Below are 22,576 nucleotides of genomic sequence, written 5' to 3'. Positions count from 1 at the left end.
GTCTTATTGAGCGCCTTTGTTCGCTATCTCAGCATTCAGGCGCTCTGCCAGTTCTTCCACCGTCATGGCGCCGAGGTCGTTGCCGTTGCGGTCACGTACAGTGACAGTCCCGGTTTCCATCTCTTTGTCGCCAGCGACCAGCAGGTACGGGACCCGCTGTATGGTGTGCTCGCGGATTTTAAAGCCGATCTTCTCGTTTCTCAAGTCAGAAAACGCCCTGAACCCCTTGTTTTTTAAGGATTCTTCGACTTTTTGGCAATATTCCGCCTGGTTGTCGGTAATATTCAGTACGCCGACCTGCTCCGGCGACAGCCAAAGCGGGAAAGCGCCTTCGTAGTTTTCGATCAGAATCCCGATAAAACGCTCGAATGAGCCCAGGATCGCCCGGTGCAACATGACCGGCACCTGGCGGGAACCGTCTTCGGCCACAAACTGGGCACCCAGGCGGCCTGGCATGGAGAAATCCACCTGAATGGTGCCGCACTGCCAGACCCGGCCCAGGCAATCTTTCAGGGAAAATTCGATCTTCGGCCCGTAAAAAGCGCCCTCGCCCGGCAGCAGGCTGTAGGCCAGGCCTTTGGCGTCCAGCGCTTGGGCCAGCGCCTGCTCGGCCTTATCCCACACCTCATCGCTGCCCACGCGCTGCTCAGGGCGTGTGGAAAGCCGGATAATCACCTCGGTAAAGCCGAAGTCTGCATAGACTTTGTAGAGAAGATCGGTAAACGTGCTGACTTCTTCCTGAATCTGTTCTTCCGCACAGAAGATATGGGCATCGTCCTGGGTAAAGGCGCGCACCCGCATCAGGCCCGCCAGCGTGCCAGACGCTTCATTCCGGTGACAGGACCCGAATTCTGCCAAACGGATCGGCAGTTCGCGGTAGCTTTTCAGGCCCTGATTGAACACCTGAATGTGACAGGGGCAGTTCATGGGTTTGACGGCATAATCCCGGGATTCGGATTCCACGGTAAACATGTTGTCGCGGAATTTATCCCAATGGCCGGAACGCTCCCACAGGGTGCGATCTACCACCTGCGGGGTTTTGATTTCCAGGTAGCCGTTATCGCGCTGCACCTTGCGCATATATTCTTCGACAGCGGTATAAATAGCCCAGCCACGCGGGTGCCAGAACACCATGCCGGGCGCTTCCTCCTGGATATGGAAGAAGTCATATTTCTTGCCCAATTTGCGGTGATCGCGCTTTACCGCCTCCTCCAGAAACGCCAGATGCGCTTTCAGGGCCTTTTTATCGGCAAATGCAGTACCGTAAATGCGCTGCAGCATCTTGTTACTGGAATCACCGCGCCAGTAGGCACCGGATACCCGCATCAACTTGAAATGCTGACAGAATCGCATGTTCGGGACGTGCGGGCCGCGGCACATATCGATGTATTCTTCGTGATGGTACAGGCCGGGCTTGTCGGTCTTGGGGATATCCCTTTCAAGGATTTCCAGCTTGTAGGGCTCTTCACGGGCTTCAAACGCCGCAACCGCTTCCTCCCAGCTCACCTTCTTCTTTATTACGTCGTATTCGGTTTTAGCCAGCTCCAGCATCCGGGCTTCGAGCGCCTGCACATCCTCATCGGTGAGCGAGTGGTCGAGGTCGATATCGTAATAAAAGCCGTTCTCAATGGTGGGCCCAATGGCCATTTTTACATCGGGCCACATCTGCTTGATGGCGTGACCCAACAAATGCGCACAGGAGTGGCGAATAATCTCAAGGCCATCTTCGTCTTTGGCGGTGATGATTTCGAGCCGCGCGTCCTGTTCAATCAGGTCAGAGGCATCAACGCGCACACCGTCCACACGGCCGGCAATAGTGGCCTTGGCCAGGCCGGGACCGATATCGGCGGCAACCTGAGCAACAGAAACGGGCTGATCAAAACGGCGTTCCGAGCCGTCGGGGAGCGTAATAACAGGCATGTGTACTTCCTGGTTCCAGTGGTGACCCCTACCAAAGGCCACGTGTATGTCTGGCGGCTTACCGCCGGTGGGACCGTGGATTATAAGGAATGGCGGGGAAGCTGCAAGCCATGAGTTCCTGGCGACTAGTTGCCGCCTACTAGAAACCTCATAACCTATTGATTTACCGAAAACCTGTGGTAGAGTACGCGCCTCTTCAGGACTATAGCTCAGTTGGTTAGAGCGCTACCTTGACATGGTAGAGGTCCCCGGTTCGAATCCGGGTAGTCCTACCAGGATTTCCATAAAAAAGGCCAGCCGATCGGGTTGGCCTTTTTTATGGAGTGGCGCAGCCACCGAACCGCAGGTTCGACGCGTAGCGCGGGACCGCCATCGGGGCGACCATCGGGAGCGCATCCGGGTAGTCCTACCAGTGTCCCAAATAAAGGGTCCGGCCATCCGGAGGTCAGCCGATCAGGTTGGCTTTTTTGTAGGAGCGGCTTCCCAGCCGCGAAGGGTGTGGCACTGATCTGGAATTCGCGGCTAGGAAGCCGCTCCTACAATAGTGCCACCAGTAGCGAGGGCGGTTTCCTAGCCGCGAACAATCAAACCCACACCGCATCCCAATGTGGATAATCCCCAATCCTCTCAACCAAACCAGCACGCATTGGATTGGCAACAATATACCGGGCGGCCTCAAGGATATCATCCTCGCGTCGCAATGCCCGATCATGAAATCCGGACTGCCAGATACTGACTCCGGCAAACCTGCTGCTGTACTGCTTAACCCCTTTAACAACATCCGGCAAAGACCTGTCCCCCAGCAACTCGAACAACCAATGCAAATGGTCCGGCATCACAACAAACGCTAAAGAGCTCACCCATCCCAGCTCATCAGCAAACCGCAAACTACGCACTACGCCGCGCGCCAAATCAAAGCGCTCAAACACCGGCTCTCTGGCTTTGGTAGTCGTTGTCACGTGATAAATCTGGCCAACAGTCGAACGTCGGCCTTTACGCAAATCCTGCGTGTGAAAGTGGTTCATACAGAGCATCCTTTCTCTGGCTTTTGCTTATTCAGTTAGATCAGTCAGCGGCTGGGAAGCCGCTCCTACATGATTTCGCTCCCACCAACACCTTATACCTACCCAAAAACTTGAGTACAATAAGCCAACTTATTGATTTACGGCTATTTTCCTTATGCGCGTGGCGGTTACTGGTGCCAATGGTTTTGTGGGCCAAGCGTTAACAGAACGGCTTGAAGCCAATCATGTCGACACTATCGGGCTCGTTCGCCCCGGCAGACACAACGGTGTCGCTACGCTAAGACAAACCGACTACCGCGACAAAAACCAACTCCGCGCTCACCTTAGTGGTTGCCACACGGTAATTCACCTGATCGGAAAAGCCCACTCAAAAAGTGCCAATGCATGGCAAGACTATTGTGCCGTCAACGTGGATCTGACGCTTGAGATAGCAACGGCAGCGCTGATGGCTGGGGCTCGACGCTTTATCTACCTGAGCAGCATCAAAGCGCTTGGCGAAAACACGCCTAAAGGGCGGCCATTTGACTATGCAACCACGCCTCACCCACAGGATAATTACGGCAAATCCAAGCTGGCAGCAGAGCACGAATTGCAGCAATTCTTCAAGGACACAGCAGTCGAACTTATCATCGTTCGCCCACCGCTAATCTGGGGTAAAAACCCGAAAGGCAATCTTGCCAGCCTATTGAAGTGGGCTAAACGAGGAATCCCCTTGCCGTTGGCCGGGATTCAAAATCAACGCCACTGGGTATCGATTGACCTGCTGTGCGAATTCCTGACTTACCTCGCAATCAGTCGAGAAAACCTGGCTGAGCTCCCTCCGCTGCTGATTGCAGACCCAGCCCCTTTAAGCACGAGCGACGCCATCCAAAAAATGGCTCGCGCCAACAATGTGCCGCTTAAAATGTTTTCGCTATCCATGCGGGCATGGAAAATACTGCAACATATACCGCTTGCTCGAAATTCAGCGCGTAAACTGAGCGGCAACCTAGAAGTTGATGCCACCCAAACTAACGAGCTTACCGGCTGGCAGCCCGCGCCAGCCCAGCAGGAGCAAGTACCCCTACGAAAGGAGCACACTCCGCCATGCTAACCACACTGGAAGCCGTGACATTGGGGGCAGCCACTTTCTTGCTTAGCTTGCTGGTGACTTATGCCGTTAAAAAACTCGCCAGACTCGACCAGCCCAACCATCGTAGTTCGCATCACACCCCAACCCCCACCGGGGGCGGTCTCGGTATAGTGTTGGCATTCCTATGCACATTGCTTTATATAGGCGCCAGTCAGTATTCCGCTGTGTATGCGCTTTGTGCAGCTGGGATAACGCTTCTTGCCTTTGTCAGCTGGCTGGACGACCAGACTCCCTTAAGTGCTCAGACCCGCTTGCTGGTACAGGCAATCGCCGCATCAAGCACACTTCCCCTGCTTTACGAACTTGGTGTCAACCACTGGTGGTGGCCCTGCGTTGTATTGGCCATGATGTGGCTGATTAATCTCTATAACTTCATGGACGGTACTGACGGTCTCGCCGCTGCACAGGCACTGGTGTTTTGCTTGGGTGCTCTGCTAGTCCTACCGTCTCCGAGCCTGCCGCTACAGCTTCTTTTGATTGCCGGCTGTGCAGCCACCTCTGGCTTCCTGGTTTTCAATTGGCCACCGGCCCGGATCTTCATGGGTGATGTGGGGAGTACGGTTATTGGACTTGTGTTCGGCATAATACTTATATTAATTGCCGAAAATATAACCACACTAATAGGCGGGTTAATTTTGCTCGCTGGTTTCATTACCGACGCAAGCTACACACTATTCGTACGTTTTATAACCGGCCAGCGGATCTCACAAGCACACCGTACCCACTACTATCAAAAAATGGCCTTCAGCAAAGGAACTCATTATGCTCCTTTACTGTCTTACTTAATTATTGGGGCGCTAGTACAATGGCCGCTGGCGTTTCTGGCCATGAGGGCGGAAAGCCAGATCTGGATCTTATACCTGGCTGGAGCTATAACTGTGCATGGCCTGTTTTGCGTGATCTATAAGGCCGGATGCCCGGATGATTGTGCCAACCCAACCATCCGTGTTGGAACTGGAATTCAGTAAAAGGATGACACTGTTGATTCACCCCTTCCTCAGCTCTCCACGCTGGCTCAAGCGCTCGGTTTCCGTTGCCTACGACCTGCTGGCTATTTATCTGTCGTTTTTGGCGGCATGGGCATTGCGCATAGGAGAAATGGATTACGAATACACCTATTACGATCTTCTGGCATTAGCAATCGCGGCATGTGCTTCAATTATTGTGTTTGTAAGATTAGGGCTCTATCGCGCTGTGCTGCGGTACATGACGCACCAAGCCTTCATCACAATCGCGTTAGGCGTTGCGCTTTCTGCCACGGTTCTTGCCGCGACCAGTTTTATGCTGGGCGGAAAAATGCCACGCTCGGTTCCCATTATTTATGCCAGTATCGCATTTATTACACTGGGCGCTCCAAGGATAATCTTCAGAAGCCTGATTCATTGGTTAAATCCGGGCAATAAAGAAGCTGTTATTATCTACGGTGCTGGTAATACCGGGAGTCATTTAGCAGCAGCGTTACAAATGGGCGAAGAATACAACCCGGTCGCGTTTTTAGATGATGACAAATCTGTCCAAAAAAGCACTATCAGGGGCCTGCACGTCCATTCGCCAAAGCGCCTGGAAAAATTGATAGAACGTTACCGCCCTACCACATTGCTCTTAGCGCTTGGCGACAACGATAAAACCCATCTAGCCAAAATCCTCAAGGCCGTTTCTCCTTTTGGACTAAGAATTGCGACCATCCCCAAAATAGGAGAAATCATTAACGGTGAAACCTCCATTACCGAACTAAGAGAGGTAAAAATAACAGATGTCCTGGGTCGCGATCCGGTGGACCCTATTCCTGGATTGCTGTCGCGTAATGTTAAGAATAAGACAGTATTGGTTACCGGAGCTGGAGGCTCTATAGGTGCGGAAATATCACGACAGGTTCTGGCGCTCAGCCCTGTTAGACTGATTCTGTTTGATAACAGTGAATACAACCTCTACAAACTCAGCGAGAGTTTCAGTAAGCACCCCGCCTCCAACAAACTAGAAATTGTATTGGGGGATATTCGCAACGAAAAAAGCATTGGCGACACCATTGCCCGCTATCAGCCTGATACCGTATACCACGCAGCCGCCTACAAGCATGTTCCGATGGTAGAGGCTAACATTTGGGAAGGTATTCGCAACAATGCCTATGGCACATTACTTACTGCACGCGCTGCCATGAAGCACAGAGTGAAAAGCTTTGTACTTATCTCAACGGACAAAGCGGTAAGACCTACAAACGTTATGGGCGCCACAAAACGTTTTTCTGAAATCATCATCCAAGAGCTTCAGGCATCCAGTGATAATACACACACCTGCTTTTCCGCTGTCCGATTTGGCAATGTATTGGATAGTTCTGGCTCGGTTATCCCGAAATTCAGAGAACAAATAGCCAATGGTGGTCCAATTACCGTGACCCATCCGGATGTCACTCGATTCTTTATGACCCTTCAAGAAGCCGCTCAACTTGTTATTCAAGCTGGCGCCATGTGTACCGGTGGAAATATCTTCGTGCTAGATATGGGGGAGCCTGTAAAAATAATAGATATCGCCAAAGAAATGATAGCGCTGTCTTCTTCCAGAAATGGAAAACCGGGCAATCAACCTAAAATAGAAATTGTTGGTCTTCGCCCTGGGGAAAAGCTGTACGAGGAGTTGCTGTTGACGAAAGATTGCAGCGGCACAGAGCATCCTCGGATCTGGATTGACTCTTCGCCTCAAGCTATCAACGAAGCAGGGCTAAGAGCTACCGAATCCTTAGAAAAAGCGATTTTGGAAAAAGACATTCCAATACTGGAGGCTATGATTATGTCTGATATCACCGGCTATTCGCGCGCTGCTAGTAGTGAGCAAAGCCTACCATCGAACATCTACCCTATAAGCAATTACAATTCGTAACTTCCAAGTTCACTAGGTTAACATCAATCTTTTGGAAGATTTTGACCCGAATCGACTACTTCTACCGTAGCCTTATCTATCAGGTCGGGAGGGACCCTATAGCCAAACGTGAAACAAACGTGACCCATCCTAGGGTATCCCGATAGTCTTGCTTGAGCGGAATAATCTTTCGCAAGGGAAGACTCTTTCTCCTCACCATCTATACACAATTTAACTTTTATTGGCATCGCAGAGTTAGGCCTGAATGCCACTCCTCTAACAACTCCTTTTTCGTCAACAGAGAATGACCCACAGGTGTAGGACACATTTCTGGATAAGCAGGATAGTCGCAGGGTATAATTGACCTTCGCCTCTTCGTAGAGCAAAACGTCTTGTTTATTTAATTCATAGAACGCGCTGACTGCTTCTCCATTGTCTTGCGTCTCCAAACTCTGCATCTCTGGTGCCGAATTCAATGCCAAAGCAGGAAGCTTCCATCCGTATGTTGCGTTAAGCAGACGAATTGAGTTGTCATAATCCTCAGAAATACCAATACAGCCAATACTGTGTAAAGGCAAACCCTGCAAGAATCTATATTGCACATTAATATTTCTTCTTTCTTTCACAAAATCCAACAAGCTTTTTGTGTAACCGTTATGCCGTTTGAAATGTTTAAACTCGGACACAACCCTATCGAAAGGATTTCGCAAAACGGTAAAAACAGCATCAGCATAGAAAATATCCTTATATTTTCTATATGGCATATGGCCAACCAAAACATTGAATCGTTCACGCTCGAGCTGGTTTTTCAAGCCAAAAACGTCTGCCTGCTCATATATGTAATGTCGCACCAATTTATGTGTTTCGGGAGCTTTCAGCTCATAGTCAGAACAGATTCTCCGTTCGCCAAATTGTTTATACATTGCAACCCTTAGGCTCGTTCCAGCAGTTTTTGGAATGTGTATAAAAAAACGCGAATTCTCTATATGCATACTATATCTAGATTAATACATTACTTGCCAGGCAACTGTACGTTGACTGTATTTAAAAAGGCATGCCCTGAGTAAATTCGAATAATGCTCAAAGCCGTAATTTTTCTCAGCAACTTCCCTTGCACTTGCGCCAAGCGCCTTCAGCAAAGATCGATCATGAGCAAGCAATGCTAGCTTATCCACAACGGCGCCAAGCTGATTGTAAGGCACCACAAATCCCACATCCTCACCGACTAGTTCTGGCAATGCTCCCCAATTGTAGACAATCACGGTACGACCAAAGGCCATCGCTTCCAATACCGAGCGACCAAAAGATTCCTGAAAGTGTGACAAATTCACGACGACATCAGCCTTTGCTAAAGCAATGTTGGGGTTGGCTACATAGCCGCATACGCTCAGGCTATCTGGAAGCGAATTGTTGCTCATATGAACCTTCAGGTCGACTGACTCAGGTCCATAAAGAAGAAAATCTATGGGCAATTCGGACTGTGCGCATCGCTTGGCTACTTCGATAAAGTCGTCTAGCCCTTTCTTGGCCAGATTGCTACTCAACATGGCAACCTGGAGACGCTCACCATTGGGTAGCGGTGCGACCTGTTCAGTGAGATTGATACAGTTGGGTACGATAGAGCAACGAGCAGCTTCGCCTAGCCAGTCAGCAACACTTCGGGAGTTGGCGATAAAACCGTCCGCCAGGCCCAGAACATGCTGCTTCACATCCTCTGCGGAGGCGCCCAAAACGTTGCATAATGCCTCATCTGCGGCTGGCAGCTCACGCACATGCATAACACCCGTAATGTTGCTTGCTTTGGCAGCCAAAAGGGGTTCGTAGACAACCAGTGTATTGACGTAAACCAAGCTTATCTGCTGCTCGTCGAACGTCTTCACCAGATAATCGATGATTTTCTCATCTAGTGCCCTACCCTTAACCCACCAGCGAAAAGGTAGAATCACCAGCTGGTGACAATAAGGCTTCACGGCATCGATATAATTTGCTGAGCCAGCGGATGGCAAATAAAGAATGACGTTAATGCCTGGGGCATTCAAAGCCCGCAGCATGTCCATAAGGCTACGTTCACCGCCAAACTGCTGTTCTGACACCATATGTCCGAATACCGCGATTGTGACTCCATCGCGAGGGTCGAGTTCACCTTTAAAAGCGACCGGCTTGCTAAAATTCCACCCATTTTCAATAGCATGTATGAGCGGCGACTCTGTCGGGCTGAGTTCTTTCAAGTAGCAATAACCGCTACTACTAAAAAGAGGTGACGGATCACGGCCTTCTGCTTCACCAAAACTAACATAATGAACCAAGGGATCCATCTTGGATTTTTGCACATCAGGGTAACGTAACAGGTAGTATTCGGCATCAAAATGTCCTGATGCGGCCGCGAGCAATCGTCGGTTGTCGGACTTTTGATTATCATTTCCCCGGATAATCAATTCAGGGGCAGGGAACGGCCGCCTGTCAGGGAATGCAGGCACATAAAGCTTGCGTTTGGGAGTCGCTGCCTGCCACGCCATGGCGGCGTCATGGTATGTCTTCCGTACGCCTGAATACTGTGTTCGAAGATGTGTAAGTTTTGATTGCGTCAGTGAAGTCGATTCGGTACGTCCAAAAGACAGCGGGATGCCAGGCAGTACTTCAATAATTGAGTTTTCACCAAAATATCTTTTTATTCGATAGTAGTATTCAGTGTCAGAATTTACTGAAACTAAATCCCAGTAACCTATCTTTCGCAGAACCTTGCGCCTAACCATAATCGAAGAGACGTTCCTGTGTACCCAGGAGGGTTCAGCGCGCCAGCTTCCAAATTCCAGCGACGTTGAGCACCTAACCCAATGTGAAACGCTTGCTGCGTAGTGTCGTCTTTTCAGAAGTGCTGTTACCTGCATTTCAATTTTTTGAGGGTGGGACCAATCATCGGCGTCGTGAGTGGTAATATATTCACCCTTCGCCACTTGCAGTGCACTATTTCTGGCTGCATACGCGCCCTGATTCGTGTGATGTCGAATTAGTCTTATACGAGGATCTTGTTGAATATGCCGCTGAACAACATCTACTGAGGCATCCGTTGATGCATCATCAACAACAAGAATCTCCAAATATTTCCAGGATTGACTCGATAGCGAATATAATGCTGTGGACACAGTAGCTTCTGCATTAAACAGTGGAACAATAACAGTAACCAACGTGCTTCGAAAAATATTTCGTTGTTTTTCTGCTGGTGGGGCATGAAGAGTTAAATTATCAAGTGATATCGGGCTGTTAGCGTCAATTTTTTTGACAACATTAGCCAGTTTGTTTTGCCAAAGCAGTGAAAAGTATGAAGGCTTTTTAGTATCTTCTGCCAGCATAGACCTGGCCAAATACTTATCCATTGACTCAGGCCAACCTGTCAGACTCAAAATCGCCCCTGCCCGTTCGAGATCACCAAGCCTATAAGCAGCGGCAAAAGCCAAAAGGTAGGGCCCATGATGGGCCAACAATGTCAAAGCACTAGAGTTCGATAGCAAAGTCTCAGTAAAATTTTGTACCTCCACCCAGCGTTCAAAGCTGCCGTGCCAACGTGCTAGAACCCAGGCAGCCAAATCATTTTGCAGCCCTGGTTCGGATATGAGTTCTTTGAGAGCGTGTAGTACTGCATCTATATCTGCGGCTGACCAAAGTCTTTTCTCGAGCTCTATTGCGGTCAAAGCACAGGGGAATCGGCCCTCTGCGCGCCCATATTCCAAGTAATGCTGGAATGGCGATATTTTAGCTCTTCGAACGTCAGGATACTCCTCGAGATACCACTCAGAGTCGAAAATAGATTCTATTTTCGATCGTAAGGCTTCGTTTGTTAGGAGGTTTCTAGCATCCATAGGTAATACAGTTTTCAAGCAAAGAGCCTTGCAAGTCTTTCTCTGACATTAGAGGATGTTCCGATAACAAAGGCCAATCAATGGCCAAATCAGGGTCACTCCAGAGCAAAACTTTTTCATCATGCGGCGCATAATAGTCTGTACATTTGTACTGAAAATCCGCAGTTTCGCTGATCACATAAAATCCATGGGCAAACCCAGGAGGCACCCACATCAGTTCTTTATTGTCCTCATTGAGCGTCCTGCCTACCCAATGCCCAAAAGTTGGCGAAGACTTTCGGAGGTCAACCGCCACATCAAAAACTTCACCTTTAGTTACGCGAACAAGCTTGCCTTGGGGCTGCTCCAATTGATAGTGAAGGCCGCGCAGAATCCCTTGTGAAGATCTACTGTGGTTGTCCTGAACAAATTGATAGGCACCGCAGTACCGCTCAAAAAGTTCCTGACGAAAGGTTTCCATGAAAAAACCGCGCGCATCTGAATAGACCTTGGGCCGTATCACTACGACCTCTGGTATAGCTAGTGATTCAAATTCCATGACGCAGATACCTACACCTGACCAAGCAGGCCGAGCAAATACTGCCCATACTGTGTTTTTCCAAAAAACTCGCCGCGTCGCTGCAACATCTCCGCTGAAATCCAACCAGAGTTCCAGGCAATTTCCTCCAGGCAGGCAATTTTTAGCCCCTGACGATGCTCTATTGTCTGAACATAGCTGCTAGCCTCGAGCAGACTGTCATGAGTTCCTGTATCGAGCCATGCGAAACCACGACCGAGTATTTCTACATTTAGTCGACAATTCTCCATATAGGCCAAGTTTACGCTGGTTATTTCAAGCTCTCCACGGTCTGAAGGCTGAACAGATTTCGCAATATCCACCACCTGATTATCATAAAAGTAGAGGCCGGTAACCGCGAGCTGGGACTTTGGCTGAACGGGTTTCTCCTCCAAAGAAAGCGCCCTGCCCTCCGCATCTATCTCTACAACGCCAAAGCGCTCCGGGTTCTTGACATAGTAGCCAAACACCGTCGCGCCTTCCTGGGCTGCAGTAGCCTTCTTTAACTGGCCGGTAAAATGTTGGCCATGGAAGATATTGTCGCCGAGAACCAGGCAAACTGAATCATTGCCGATAAATTGCTCTCCGATTAGGAATGCCTGCGCCAGCCCTTCTGGAGAGTCCTGAACGGCATAGCTAAAACTAAGACCAAACTCCTCGCCTGTGCCTAGAAGCCTCCGAAACGCAGGCAAGTCTTCAGGGGTAGATATGATCAAGATGTCCCTGATACCCGCCAACATAAGCACCGAGATTGGATAATAAATCATAGGCTTGTCGTAGATAGGCAACTGTTGCTTTGAAATGCCTAACGTGATGGGGTGCAACCGCGTACCGTTACCACCAGCTAACACTATGCCTTTGCGCATACTATTTGTGCTCCCGGTTCGCGCAATACCAAGCCACTGTTTTGCGTAAGCCCGTTGAGAAGGTTTCCTGTGGTCGCCATCCAAGCTCGCGCTCTATCTTACCAGCATCTATGGCATAGCGCGTATCATGACCAGGCCGATCGGTCACATAGGTAATTAAATCTTCATAGCGTGCAACACCACAAGGTTTGTCCGGCGCGAACTCTTCAAGTAGCCGACAGATCTCCTTTACGACGTCTATATTGGTCATCTCATTGTGGCCGCCCACATTGTAGCTTTCGCCGACAACGCCCTCAGTGGCAACTAAAACCAACGCCATGGCATGATCCTCTACGTACAACCAGTCACGTACTTGCTTGCCATCGCCATAGATGGGTAAAGGCTTACCCTCGAGAGCCCGCGAGATGACCAAAGGCATTAATTTCTCGGCAAACTGGTACGGTCCATAATTATTTGAGCAGTTGGTAACCAGTATTGGAAGATCAAACGTCCGCCCCCAGGCACGCACCAAGTGATCTGAACCCGCTTTGCTTGCCGAATAGGGGCTACTTGGCGCGTAGGGCGTCTCTTCAGTGAATAGCGTATTAGAGTCTGCAAGATCACCAAATACCTCATCGGTTGATACATGCAAGAATCGAAATCTGGCCTGTTTTGATAATGGCGCTACCTGGTAATAGCACCTGGCAGCCTCCAGCAATGTGTAAGTGCCTAGCACATTGGTATGTATAAACTTCGATGGATTGTTAATAGACCGATCTACATGACTCTCTGCGGCTAGGTGGAGTACGATATCCGGCTGGTGTTCGCTAAAAACTGCCGCCATCGCCTTGGCATTACAGATATCTTCCTGAACAAATGTGTACCGATCGGATTTGGAAACACCTGCAAGGGCATCCAAGTTGGCTGCATAAGTTAAACAGTCGACATTAACTACGGTATGCCCAAACTCATTAATCAGGTGTCGAATAACCGCCGACCCGATGAATCCGGCGCCACCAGTGACTAAAAATTTCATAACCATCCAAAAACCTGGATTTAGGGACTAAGGATTCGACGCATTGTACAGTTAGAGCGCCGAACCTTCCATTAGCGTACAATCAGATCAGACCAATCCGCCAAGGAAAGAGCTGGAAGAGCCAATCTAGTCATTACCAAACAGATCTCGCGTATACACTTTGTCTACTACATCCTTAAGCAGTTCACAAGCACGATTGGCTACGATCACATCAGACTGCCGCTTGAATTCCTCAAGATCAGTAACTACTCGTGAGTTGAAAAACTCCTCTTCATGAAGCTCCGGCTCGTAAACTACAACATTAACTCCTTTCGCTTTAATGCGCTTCATAATGCCTTGAATGGCAGACGCCCGAAAGTTATCAGATCCACTTTTCATAACCAGACGGAAGACCCCAACTGTTTTTGGCTTTCGCTTCAAGATCGCGTCGGCAATAAAATCCTTTCGCGTTCGGTTTGCGTCAACAATCGCCTGTATCATGTTATTTGGCACGTCCCGATAATTTGCCAAAAGCTGCTTGGTATCCTTTGGCAAACAATAACCACCATAACCAAAGCTCGGGTTGTTGTAGTGATTACCGATACGAGGATCCAGACCAACACCCTCAATAATTTGTCGGGAATCAAGATCGTGGCTCTCTGCATAGCTATCGAGCTCATTAAAATAAGCCACTCGCATTGCAAGATAGGTATTGGAGAACAGTTTAATTGCTTCGGCCTCAGTGCTGTCTGTGAAAAGCATAGGAACATCTTTTTTGTGAGCTCCTTGCTTTAACAGAGATGCAAATTGCTTCGCTCTTTCCGAGCGTTCACCCACAACAATTCTTGAAGGGTAAAGATTGTCGTAAAGAGCTTTTCCTTCTCGCAAAAATTCTGGAGAAAAAATAATATTATCGACGCAAAATCTATGATTGGCATCTTTCGTAAAACCAACTGGAACAGTTGACTTAATTACTATTGTAGTTGCTGGGCAAATACTCAAGACGTCCTGTATAACTGATTCCACACTGCTAGTATTGAAGTAATTTGTTTCTGGATCATAATCAGTAGGCGTAGCCACGACGACAAAATCCGCATCGGAGTAGGCTTCAAATTTATTCGTCGTAGACCTAAAGCTTAGATCTGACCTTTCCAAAAAAGATATAATTTCTCCATCATCAATTGGAGATCTCCTCTCCGATAGCATCTTAACCCTATCCTTACATACATCTAGCGCGAAAACATCGTTCTGCTGAGACATAAGCAATGCGTTAGACAGTCCTACGTAGCCAGTACCTGCTACGGCAATTTTCAATTTTTTCATAATTCTCGCGCTTCAAAAAAATATAAATATTAGAGAGCTCAATTCAATTGATCCATAATCTCAACAACCAATTTCTCAACAAATTCGCACCTTTCTCTAATCAGGTTTTCAGGACAGCTGAAAATTTCACACATGCTATGAATGGATTGCTGGTATGCTTCCAGAACACTTGCTGTTATGCAGAAACTCTTAATTTTTCGCTCAGCATCAGCCGGACTAAGACCGTAGACATTAATGACCGAATCACGATCGGGAACAATGTTCCAAACCAAATGTTCATCTGAAGCGTAATATACTGGGACAGCGCCGCACGAGAAGGCATCAAATATCTTCTCTGAAACGTAGTACTTGTGGTGAGTATTTTCCAAGCCAGATATCACAAAACATCTTCTGTCTAATCTCGCCAACTTATCTAGGTGCCAATCGGGCAAGCTCTGTCGCCGCTCAAGGTTTGCCCAACCTTTACCTTTAACCAAATTATTCCCTTCAGAAAATGCTGACATAATTTTTGTGCGATAATACATAAGCCCGACACTCTCTAACTGCCGGTTAGATATGTCATACCTAGAATCAGATCGCTTTTCAGCCATGAAAGCATACCTATATTCAGCATTACGCCATAGATTCTTTAGTTCGTTTGCCTTCAATTTGGCAAGAGCTCCAAATAGAATGCTAAATCTAGTAAAGTAGTGATCTTCTGTGGTTATAAAATATGGTAACTTTTTGAACTTAAACAAATTTGATGTAGAGTGATTAATTTTATTTACTCTAAAATTATATATGGTTGTAGTCTTATCGCTACCGCTGACACTGTTAACCAAATCCCAATAAGGCTCCTCTGAAATAACCAACAATTTTAGGTTTGGATTTACGTCCAACGCATTTTCGATTTCCCTCGGGTTTTTTATGATGTCTGAATCGCTACCCAACACAAAAAAATCAGCATTTGCACTACTATTCGAGTATGTAAAATACCTTGACAATAGCGCTCTATATGCCGGATAGCTAAATGGAGTCCGGCAAGAGTGCTCACCAAATAGATAACATCTAGGCTTATAAGTCATGCTTTGATAAGACCCTGGCTGACGCAGTCTTGTAGCAACAATCGTATATGCTGTGGCATTTCCGGAAAGATCTTCTGTAGAGCTTGCCTGACCGAATATATCTCCCTAAGCAACGAATCAAAGGGCAATTCAATCTGACAATAAGCTAAAATACATTCTGCCAAAAAAAATCTTTTTAGATCCTCAGGAATACGCCCTCTTTGTAGATTCACTTTGTTTGCTATAAAACGAAGGCGAGCAGTTCGGCGAGCAAATTCACCACTAACCCTCAAAGCAACACTCAAAATATCTGTAACAAGCACGTCAACGCCGTAAAGCATTGATATTTGCTTACGATAAAGGCTGCACTGAATGTCATTTGTGGCATTCGAAAGCGCTTCCGAGTAAAGGCTCCAAATCGCCCTATTTCCAGGAAGTACAACGTCTTGAGGTACCGATATTTCTTCGTTAAGACAACTATTTATTGACCTCCAAATCTTCAAGAGCTGGGCTCTACGCTCATAATCTGACGAGCAGTCTGGGGAAAGCGGAAATGGGTGCAACCCAAAGCCAATGGCATTACTTCGTAAATTTTCGCCCCCGAGGCACGGGTGGAAGACCTCACTAATCTCAAACTTTTTTAAGTGATCAACAATCAAATTGTCCATGCGGTCAACATCACACACAGTCATTGTGCAAAAATGCTTTTCAATAGTATTTTTCAATTCACGCATTTCATCCGAAACCAACTGCACCTCTTTTACCGTTCCGAGTTGAAAAACATTCCAAGGGACAAAGATGTAGCTGTAACAAAATGAAAATGGTAAGTAATCTCTACACTTTGCAAGTGAAAGAAGTTCCGTCTCAGTTGCATACTCTCTGCATGATAAAACCTCAAAAATCATACCAGACTACTTTTAGCTTTGAGTGCGGCCATAGCGGTCAGAAAATCGAACAATATCATCCTCGCCTAAATATGCACCAGACTGAACCTCAATTAGTTCTAGAGGAATTTTTCCGGGATTCTCAAGCGCGTGGACAGACCCCAAAGGAATGTATATCGATTGATTTTCGCTTAGTAGCTTTTCAAGATTATCAATTGTTACCTTTGCGGTTCCGGAAACCACTATCCAATGTTCAGAACGGTGATGATGCATTTGAATTGATAACTTTTCGCCTGGATTAACTGTAATTCTCTTAACCTGATAACGTCGACCTCGATCAATCGAGTCATACTTACCCCAGGGGCGATACACTTCGCGATGCACTCTATATTCATCACGACCTAAAGACTTTAACTTCTGAACTACGCTCTTAACATTCTGCACCTGATCTTTCGCTGCAACCAATACAGCATCTTTTGTTTGTACCACCACCGAATCATGAAGACCCAGAGTAACAACAAGACTATTCTCGGCATAAACAAAGTTACCGGTGCACTCAACATCTTGTACATCGCCATGGTGCACATTATAGTTGGCGTCCTTTTTACTTATCTCCCATAGTGAAGACCAGGCCCCAACATCGTTCCATCCAATATCCTGCGGTAGCACGACGGCAGCGTTTGTTTTTTCCATGACAGCGTAATCGACAGACTCTGCCGGGCAAGTCATAAATGCTTCTTTATTAACACGAACAAAATCCATATCCGGATCGACATCTGCCATCGCAAGCTCACAAGCATGAAAGATATCAGCCCTGTGCTTCTTCAACTCAGAAAGAAAGAGACTGGCCCTAAACATAAACATGCCACTGTTCCAGTAGAACTCTCCACTCTCCAGATACTTTAGCGCGGTAACTCTATCTGGTTTTTCAACGAATTCAGCGACATGAAACCCCGTTCTGACAGGTTCGCCACGCCGTATATATCCGTACCCAGTTTCGGGATTTGTAGGCACTATTCCAAAAGTGACAAGTTTATTTTCGCTAGCAAGTTCTACGGCTTTTTCAATTGCATTCTTAAATGCAACGGTATCAGTAATCACATGGTCAGCTGCCAAAACCAACATTAGGGGATCATTACCCTTTGCAAGCGCCGAAAACGCAGCCAGGGCAATAGCCGGTGCGGTATTCTTACCAGCCGGCTCAAGCAGAATATTGTGGTCTAACGAGCCGATCTGTCTTAGTTGCTCGGCTGCAATAAATCGATGCTCCTCGTTACAAATCACCAATGGAGGTAGCGAGTTGATCTTTTCCAATCGAGATACTGTGGCTTGAAGCATCGTCTGCTTGCGATCCAGATTTAGATACTGCTTGGGCATCAGATCACGGGATAAGGGCCAAAGCCGAGTGCCGGTACCACCAGCCAAAATTACGGGGAGAATCATATTAATCCTTACTAATAAAATAGGCTTTGGTGTGCGGGTGCACGCTTGCACTCTCAAGCAATTGATCTATTTCAAACCAGCGAAAAGCACTATGCTGATCTTCAGGCAGCTTATAGGGGATTTTTGTATCTACACGATAGGCCAAGGCAACATAATGCGTCGAAATATGATTCCGAAAAACGCTATCAGAATAAAAGTGTTCATAAGGACCCAAAAACCTCGAATCTGCCAAAGAAGAATCAACGCCCAGCTCTTGCCTTGCAAGCCTGCAGAATGCATTACTCATTGATTCATTTTTCTGAATTCTCCCCCCTGGAACAAACCAAAAACCTTTAGCCGGCGGGTTCTTTCGTTGTCCAAGTAGCACACGCCCCAACCCATCTTCAATTATAAAATCAATAGATACCAAGGGGGTGCTGTCCACTACTACAGAAAATGTATCTTTATCTAAAAACATTACATCTACTTTCTAAAACTTTCCTGATGATCAAGAAACCATTGGTAGGTATCTCTAAGGCCAGATTCTAGCGATATAGAGAAACGCCAGCCGAGCTTGTTCAATCGCTCAACCTGCATCAATTTACGCGGGGCGCCATCAGGCTTAGTCGTATCCCAACGTATTTCACCCTCAAAACCGACGACTTTCGCTACGGTTTCCGTTAGCTGCTTTATAGTGCAGTCAACGCCGGTTCCGACGTTAATATGACTTAACATAGGCTCTGTATTATTACAGTAGAGCTCTCGGTCTAGATCCATTACAAACACACTTGCGTCAGCCATATCATCTACATGAAGGAACTCACGCAATGGTGATCCTGTACCCCAAGCGAGTACTTCATCTGAATGATTTAATTTTGCTTCATGAAAACGAAGTAAAAGTGCCGGAATCACATGACTGTTATCCGGATGAAAATTGTCATTGGGACCATACAAGTTCGTTGGCATGACGCTACGATAGTCCCTTCCATACTGACGATTATAGCTTTCACAGAGTTTAATACCTGCAATCTTTGCTATTGCATAGGGTTCGTTTGTCGGTTCGAGTCTACCAGTCAGCAGCGCCGACTCCGCCATTGGCTGTTCGGCAAGCTTTGGGTATATGCAGCTTGACCCCAGAAAAAGAAGCCGCTGGACATCGTGCCTATGCGCGGCATTTATTATATTTGCCTCAATCATGATATTTTCGTAAATGAAGTCAGCAGGATATGTATTATTTGCTACAATACCTCCCACCTTTGCCGCAGCCAGATAGACCTCGTCAATACCTTCTTTGGAAAAGAACTCCAGAACAGCAGCTTGATTGGTTAAATCAAGTTCACTGCGAGATCTAGTAATCACAGTGCAATCAGTGCGCCTTCCAAGCTGGCGAGCGATGGCAGAACCAACCATACCATTATGCCCGGCAACATAAATCTTTTTCATATCAATCTCGTATGTAGAACCCCGACCTTGCCAGGCCGGGATATATGGTCAAAATCTATTCAACTGAAACTGGCACTTCAAAACCATGCTGTTTCAGTAGCGCATGACGTTTAGCTGCTTTCAAATCTTCTGCAACCATTTCAGCACACATTTGCTGTGTGGTTATTTCTGGTACCCAGCCCAGCCTTTCCTTGGCCTTTGCAGGGTCGCCAAGAAGAGTTTCTACCTCAGCCGGACGGAAATAGCGCGGATCAACTCTTACAACAACGTCACCTACCGCTAACGCTGGAGCATTATCACCCTCAATAGATGCTACAATTGCAACCTCTTCGACGCCCTCACCCTCGAACCGAAGGCTTACCCCCAATTCTTTGGCCGACCAAGAAATAAATTCACGAACAGAATACTGGACACCGGTAGCAATAACGAAATCTTCGGGCTGATCTTGCTGTAGCATCATCCACTGCATGCGAACGTAGTCTTTTGCATGACCCCAGTCGCGGAGTGCATCCATATTACCCATATACAAACATGCCTCTAAACCCTGGGCTATATTCGCAAGGCCACGAGTAATCTTTCTAGTAACAAATGTCTCGCCTCTACGTGGACTCTCATGATTGAACAGAATGCCATTGCACGCGTACATACCGTAAGCTTCTCTGTAGTTTACAGTAATCCAGTAGGCATACATTTTTGCTACTGCATAAGGTGAGCGAGGATAGAACGGGGTGGTCTCTTTCTGTGGCGTTTCTTGTACCAATCCGTAGAGTTCTGACGTAGACGCTTGATAGAAACGGGTTTTCTTTTCAAGGCCTAAAATACGAATTGCCTCTAGAATGCGAAGAGTACCCATGGCATCTACATCAGCAGTATACTCAGGTGCTTCAAAGCTGACCGCAACGTGGCTTTGTGCACCAAGATTGTATATTTCATCAGGCTGAATTTGCTGGATAATCCGTACCAAATTAGAGGTATCAGTCAAATCGCCATAGTGCAAGATAAAATGCTGATTATCGACATGAGGATCCTCATAGATGTGATCGACACGCTGCGTATTAAAGAGTGAAGCTCGACGCTTAATTCCATGCACTTCATATCCTTTGTCTAATAGAAATTCCGCTAGATATGATCCATCTTGACCAGTCACACCCGTAATTAATGCTTTTTTCAATTTTTTACCTTCCTATTCATGTCTAACAGACGCCTAAATAACGTTTGCAAACTTAAACGATTCGCTATTAAGCGGCCAAGTAATCATTGGGTAGTTTAATCTCATCATATTGATTGGATAGAACCAAAATGTCCCCGAGATAATTTTTTACAGGAGATTCTTCAACCCCCTTCAGTAGCACTACATCGGATCGATTTTCATCTGAACGAATTATGACACTTGCTGCACTTAGATTATCGAAGCATTGAACACTAAAACGTGTATAGTAACAAAACCTATCGTAAGCGTTCACTGATCTTGTGCATCCACCAAAATCCAGATGAAATGATGATGTGAGAGGGCCCATCAAGAATGACACTCCCTTGACGTTCAGGGTCTCTGAGAATGACACGCGAATTTCCTGGCCCACATCTATTGGCAAAAACGTTCCTTCAAATCCTGATCGCTCAAAATACTCTAAACTAGAATTCTCAGCCAAACTGGCCAAAGAAACTGCGCGAGCACAGTCCAGCATATCGGCACCAAAGTTGGAGATTGGCGAAACTGGCAGGCTTGAAGCATTCGTCGCGATAGAATCTAAAAAATATTCAGAAAGCACACTTGAATAATAATTGGCCCCCAATTCATTAGTATGGATACCATCTCTTAAGTATCCAGAGATAGCTCCACTACGGAAAGACTCAGTGCAAACGTCTACCCAGCCGATACCATATTGTTGCGATAAACATCTATGAAAATTCAGCACCCAATCGTTGTCGTAGGAAACATCCGACCTAGGAAGGTCGAGAATATGCGGCCGAACACCAAGCTTGATTGCTGCGCTACAAATAAAGAATAGTATTTTCTTATACTCGTTTTTATCGTAGAAACTTCTAAACGCAGCAGTTGAGAATTCGAGAATTAACTCATCGGGAGCATGCTTCTTGATCTCGTCTACTATGTAAAATAGTGCGTGGTGTGGCTGAATTCCGCCATTTCCAACCTTGACCAAATCAAAATCGGATAGCAACTTAATTAGCGGACCAACATAGCCGGGACTTTCTGCAGTTACACTGAAGCCATAAATAAGCACTTTTCTCTTTTTACTGGTCAACATATCGCTCAACGAAATTTCCTATTACAAAATCTACCATCTGCGGTCGAACATGTAGCTCGTCATCTCCCCACGCTAATGCTCTGGGTGAGTTCAAAACCATTTCAAAACTTGGAAAGTAATCTACGTTACCAAAATCATTAGTTAGCTTTTCCGCACAGACACGGAGGGATGATTTCGATATCGTGTTCGCCACAACGACATCACTAGAAGTCCAGGTGGTCGACATAGGAACGGGGCTGACAGTAACCACGAATTTCGGGTCTTTTTCAGACATTCTTGATATAAGATCCACAGTGCTCGAAAGTTTTTCGTACACTTCTATAATGTCCGGTGCGGCGAACGTAAATCTTGAGTCATCTGAACGGAGCAAGCTAGGTGGTGGGCTCGAGTTAAGATAGGTTTTAGTATGATTATCAAACCAAACTTCGTTTAGCCCTAACGTTATAAATATAACATCGGCCTTAACTACTTCTCCAACTAATGAGTCAACAGATTGTCGAACCTTTAGCAGTTCAGAGAATGGCAAGGGCCTTAGAACGCTTGCCAACTGAGGGTCGATCCATCCATCCTCAGATATCCTAATAAAGCCAGAATCTAGGACTTCTTTGTGTAGGAGTACGCGCTCAAACTCTTCGCAGATTGAAAATGTACTGTATTTGTTAAGCGCAGAACGGTTATTCACTTGATTACCCATAAAGCCAACCGACTCTAGTAGATAATTGGAATCAATTGAGAAATCTTGCCCTATTAGATCGACGCCGCACTCCAATAAAGATCTTTCTACGTTTCTTGCAAAGCAAGAACCTACAGTATAGACAGAACTATCACTCCCAATTTTAAAGCTAGGACTGGAATCAACAAAAAAATATTCGCCTGTTTTAAATCGATTCATTGCGACTAATGGATTGTTTTTTTCCTTTTCAACCACAGGGACCCATCTTTTTGCTCGATTCTTAAATGCCACCTGCAAGGCTTGCTTACTATTCATAAT

General features: G+C 46.7%; 19 protein-coding genes and 1 tRNA gene. 4 read left to right on the top strand and 16 right to left on the bottom strand.

Annotation, left to right across the window (positions count from 1 at the left end):
* Window positions 1-3 precede the first annotated feature (3 nt).
* Window positions 4-1,920, bottom strand: a complete 1,917-nt coding sequence (gene thrS, locus M5M_RS02745; protein ID WP_015045939.1) for a threonine--tRNA ligase — start codon at window positions 1,918-1,920, stop codon at window positions 4-6.
* Window positions 1,921-2,118: 198 nt separating this feature from the next.
* Between thrS and M5M_RS02740 the strand changes: the two genes are divergently transcribed.
* Window positions 2,119-2,195: transfer RNA gene (locus tag M5M_RS02740), tRNA-Val, on the top strand.
* A gap of 309 nt (window positions 2,196-2,504) precedes the next feature.
* Here the strand turns inward: M5M_RS02740 and M5M_RS02735 are convergent.
* Window positions 2,505-2,945 (bottom strand): REP-associated tyrosine transposase, encoded by a 441-nt coding sequence (locus M5M_RS02735; RefSeq protein WP_015045938.1) that lies wholly within the window; start codon window positions 2,943-2,945, stop codon window positions 2,505-2,507.
* Window positions 2,946-3,099: 154 nt separating this feature from the next.
* Between M5M_RS02735 and M5M_RS02730 the strand changes: the two genes are divergently transcribed.
* Genes M5M_RS02730 through M5M_RS02720 form a run of 3 tightly spaced genes read left to right on the top strand, consistent with a single transcriptional unit; the run spans window position 3,100 to window position 6,951 of the window.
* On the top strand, window positions 3,100-4,038 hold the full coding sequence (locus M5M_RS02730) for an NAD-dependent epimerase/dehydratase family protein (protein ID WP_015045937.1): 939 nt from the start codon (window positions 3,100-3,102) through the stop codon (window positions 4,036-4,038).
* A complete protein-coding gene (locus M5M_RS02725) occupies window positions 4,032-5,045 on the top strand; it encodes an MraY family glycosyltransferase (protein WP_015045936.1) in 1,014 nt (337 codons plus the stop codon). The genes M5M_RS02730 and M5M_RS02725 overlap by 7 nt, the downstream gene beginning before the upstream one ends.
* Window positions 4,999-6,951 (top strand): polysaccharide biosynthesis protein, encoded by a 1,953-nt coding sequence (locus M5M_RS02720; protein ID WP_081640092.1) that lies wholly within the window; start codon window positions 4,999-5,001, stop codon window positions 6,949-6,951. The genes M5M_RS02725 and M5M_RS02720 overlap by 47 nt, the downstream gene beginning before the upstream one ends.
* Window positions 6,952-6,974: 23 nt before the next feature.
* Here the strand turns inward: M5M_RS02720 and M5M_RS02715 are convergent, their stop codons facing one another.
* The 14 genes from M5M_RS02715 to M5M_RS02650 all read right to left on the bottom strand — a co-directional run bounded on the left by M5M_RS02715 (window position 6,975) and on the right by M5M_RS02650 (window position 22,573).
* The gene (locus tag M5M_RS02715) at window positions 6,975-7,922 is read right to left on the bottom strand and encodes a sulfotransferase family 2 domain-containing protein (RefSeq protein ID WP_081640091.1); all 948 of its coding nucleotides are present in this window, start codon (window positions 7,920-7,922) and stop codon (window positions 6,975-6,977) included.
* Between the two features lie 12 nt (window positions 7,923-7,934).
* Window positions 7,935-10,805 carry a glycosyltransferase gene (locus M5M_RS19285; RefSeq protein WP_144062371.1) on the bottom strand — a complete coding sequence of 957 codons (2,871 nt, stop codon included), beginning with the start codon at window positions 10,803-10,805 and terminating at the stop codon, window positions 7,935-7,937.
* Window positions 10,777-11,325: a dTDP-4-dehydrorhamnose 3,5-epimerase gene (rfbC, locus tag M5M_RS02705; protein ID WP_015045932.1), complete on the bottom strand. Its 549-nt coding sequence runs from the start codon at window positions 11,323-11,325 to the stop codon at window positions 10,777-10,779. The genes M5M_RS19285 and rfbC overlap by 29 nt, the downstream gene beginning before the upstream one ends.
* A gap of 11 nt (window positions 11,326-11,336) precedes the next feature.
* Window positions 11,337-12,209: a glucose-1-phosphate thymidylyltransferase RfbA gene (gene rfbA, locus M5M_RS02700; protein ID WP_015045931.1), complete on the bottom strand. Its 873-nt coding sequence runs from the start codon at window positions 12,207-12,209 to the stop codon at window positions 11,337-11,339.
* A 1-nt stretch (window position 12,210) separates the two neighbouring features.
* Entirely contained in the window at window positions 12,211-13,224 is a 1,014-nt protein-coding gene (gene rfbB / locus M5M_RS02695) for a dTDP-glucose 4,6-dehydratase (RefSeq protein WP_015045930.1), read from the bottom strand.
* Window positions 13,225-13,350: 126 nt separating this feature from the next.
* Window positions 13,351-14,517, bottom strand: coding sequence for a nucleotide sugar dehydrogenase (locus tag M5M_RS02690; RefSeq protein ID WP_015045929.1), 1,167 nt, complete (start codon window positions 14,515-14,517; stop codon window positions 13,351-13,353).
* Between the two features lie 47 nt (window positions 14,518-14,564).
* Complete coding sequence (locus M5M_RS02685) at window positions 14,565-15,458, bottom strand: glycosyltransferase family 10 domain-containing protein (protein WP_015045928.1); 894 nt, start codon at window positions 15,456-15,458, stop codon at window positions 14,565-14,567.
* Window positions 15,459-15,586: 128 nt separating this feature from the next.
* Window positions 15,587-16,474: a hypothetical protein gene (locus M5M_RS02680; protein WP_015045927.1), complete on the bottom strand. Its 888-nt coding sequence runs from the start codon at window positions 16,472-16,474 to the stop codon at window positions 15,587-15,589.
* Between the two features lie 12 nt (window positions 16,475-16,486).
* Window positions 16,487-17,896: a mannose-1-phosphate guanylyltransferase/mannose-6-phosphate isomerase gene (locus tag M5M_RS02675; RefSeq protein WP_015045926.1), complete on the bottom strand. Its 1,410-nt coding sequence runs from the start codon at window positions 17,894-17,896 to the stop codon at window positions 16,487-16,489.
* Window position 17,897: 1 nt separating this feature from the next.
* Window positions 17,898-18,353, bottom strand: a complete 456-nt coding sequence (locus tag M5M_RS02670; RefSeq protein WP_015045925.1) for a GDP-mannose mannosyl hydrolase — start codon at window positions 18,351-18,353, stop codon at window positions 17,898-17,900.
* Between the two features lie 5 nt (window positions 18,354-18,358).
* Window positions 18,359-19,318 carry a GDP-L-fucose synthase gene (gene fcl / locus M5M_RS02665; protein ID WP_016389183.1) on the bottom strand — a complete coding sequence of 320 codons (960 nt, stop codon included), beginning with the start codon at window positions 19,316-19,318 and terminating at the stop codon, window positions 18,359-18,361.
* 55 nt (window positions 19,319-19,373) lie between these two features.
* On the bottom strand, window positions 19,374-20,489 hold the full coding sequence (gmd, locus tag M5M_RS02660) for a GDP-mannose 4,6-dehydratase (protein WP_015045923.1): 1,116 nt from the start codon (window positions 20,487-20,489) through the stop codon (window positions 19,374-19,376).
* A gap of 67 nt (window positions 20,490-20,556) precedes the next feature.
* The gene (locus M5M_RS02655; RefSeq protein WP_144062370.1) at window positions 20,557-21,594 is read right to left on the bottom strand and encodes a hypothetical protein; all 1,038 of its coding nucleotides are present in this window, start codon (window positions 21,592-21,594) and stop codon (window positions 20,557-20,559) included.
* Window positions 21,572-22,573: a GSCFA domain-containing protein gene (locus M5M_RS02650; protein ID WP_016389182.1), complete on the bottom strand. Its 1,002-nt coding sequence runs from the start codon at window positions 22,571-22,573 to the stop codon at window positions 21,572-21,574. The genes M5M_RS02655 and M5M_RS02650 overlap by 23 nt, the downstream gene beginning before the upstream one ends.
* Window positions 22,574-22,576: the final 3 nt, after the last annotated feature.

The organism is Simiduia agarivorans SA1 = DSM 21679, from assembly GCF_000305785.2.
Lineage (GTDB): Bacteria > Pseudomonadota > Gammaproteobacteria > Pseudomonadales > Cellvibrionaceae > Simiduia > Simiduia agarivorans.
The sequence above is the reverse complement of the archived record's forward strand: the minus strand, read 5'-3'. Positions and strand labels throughout refer to the sequence as shown.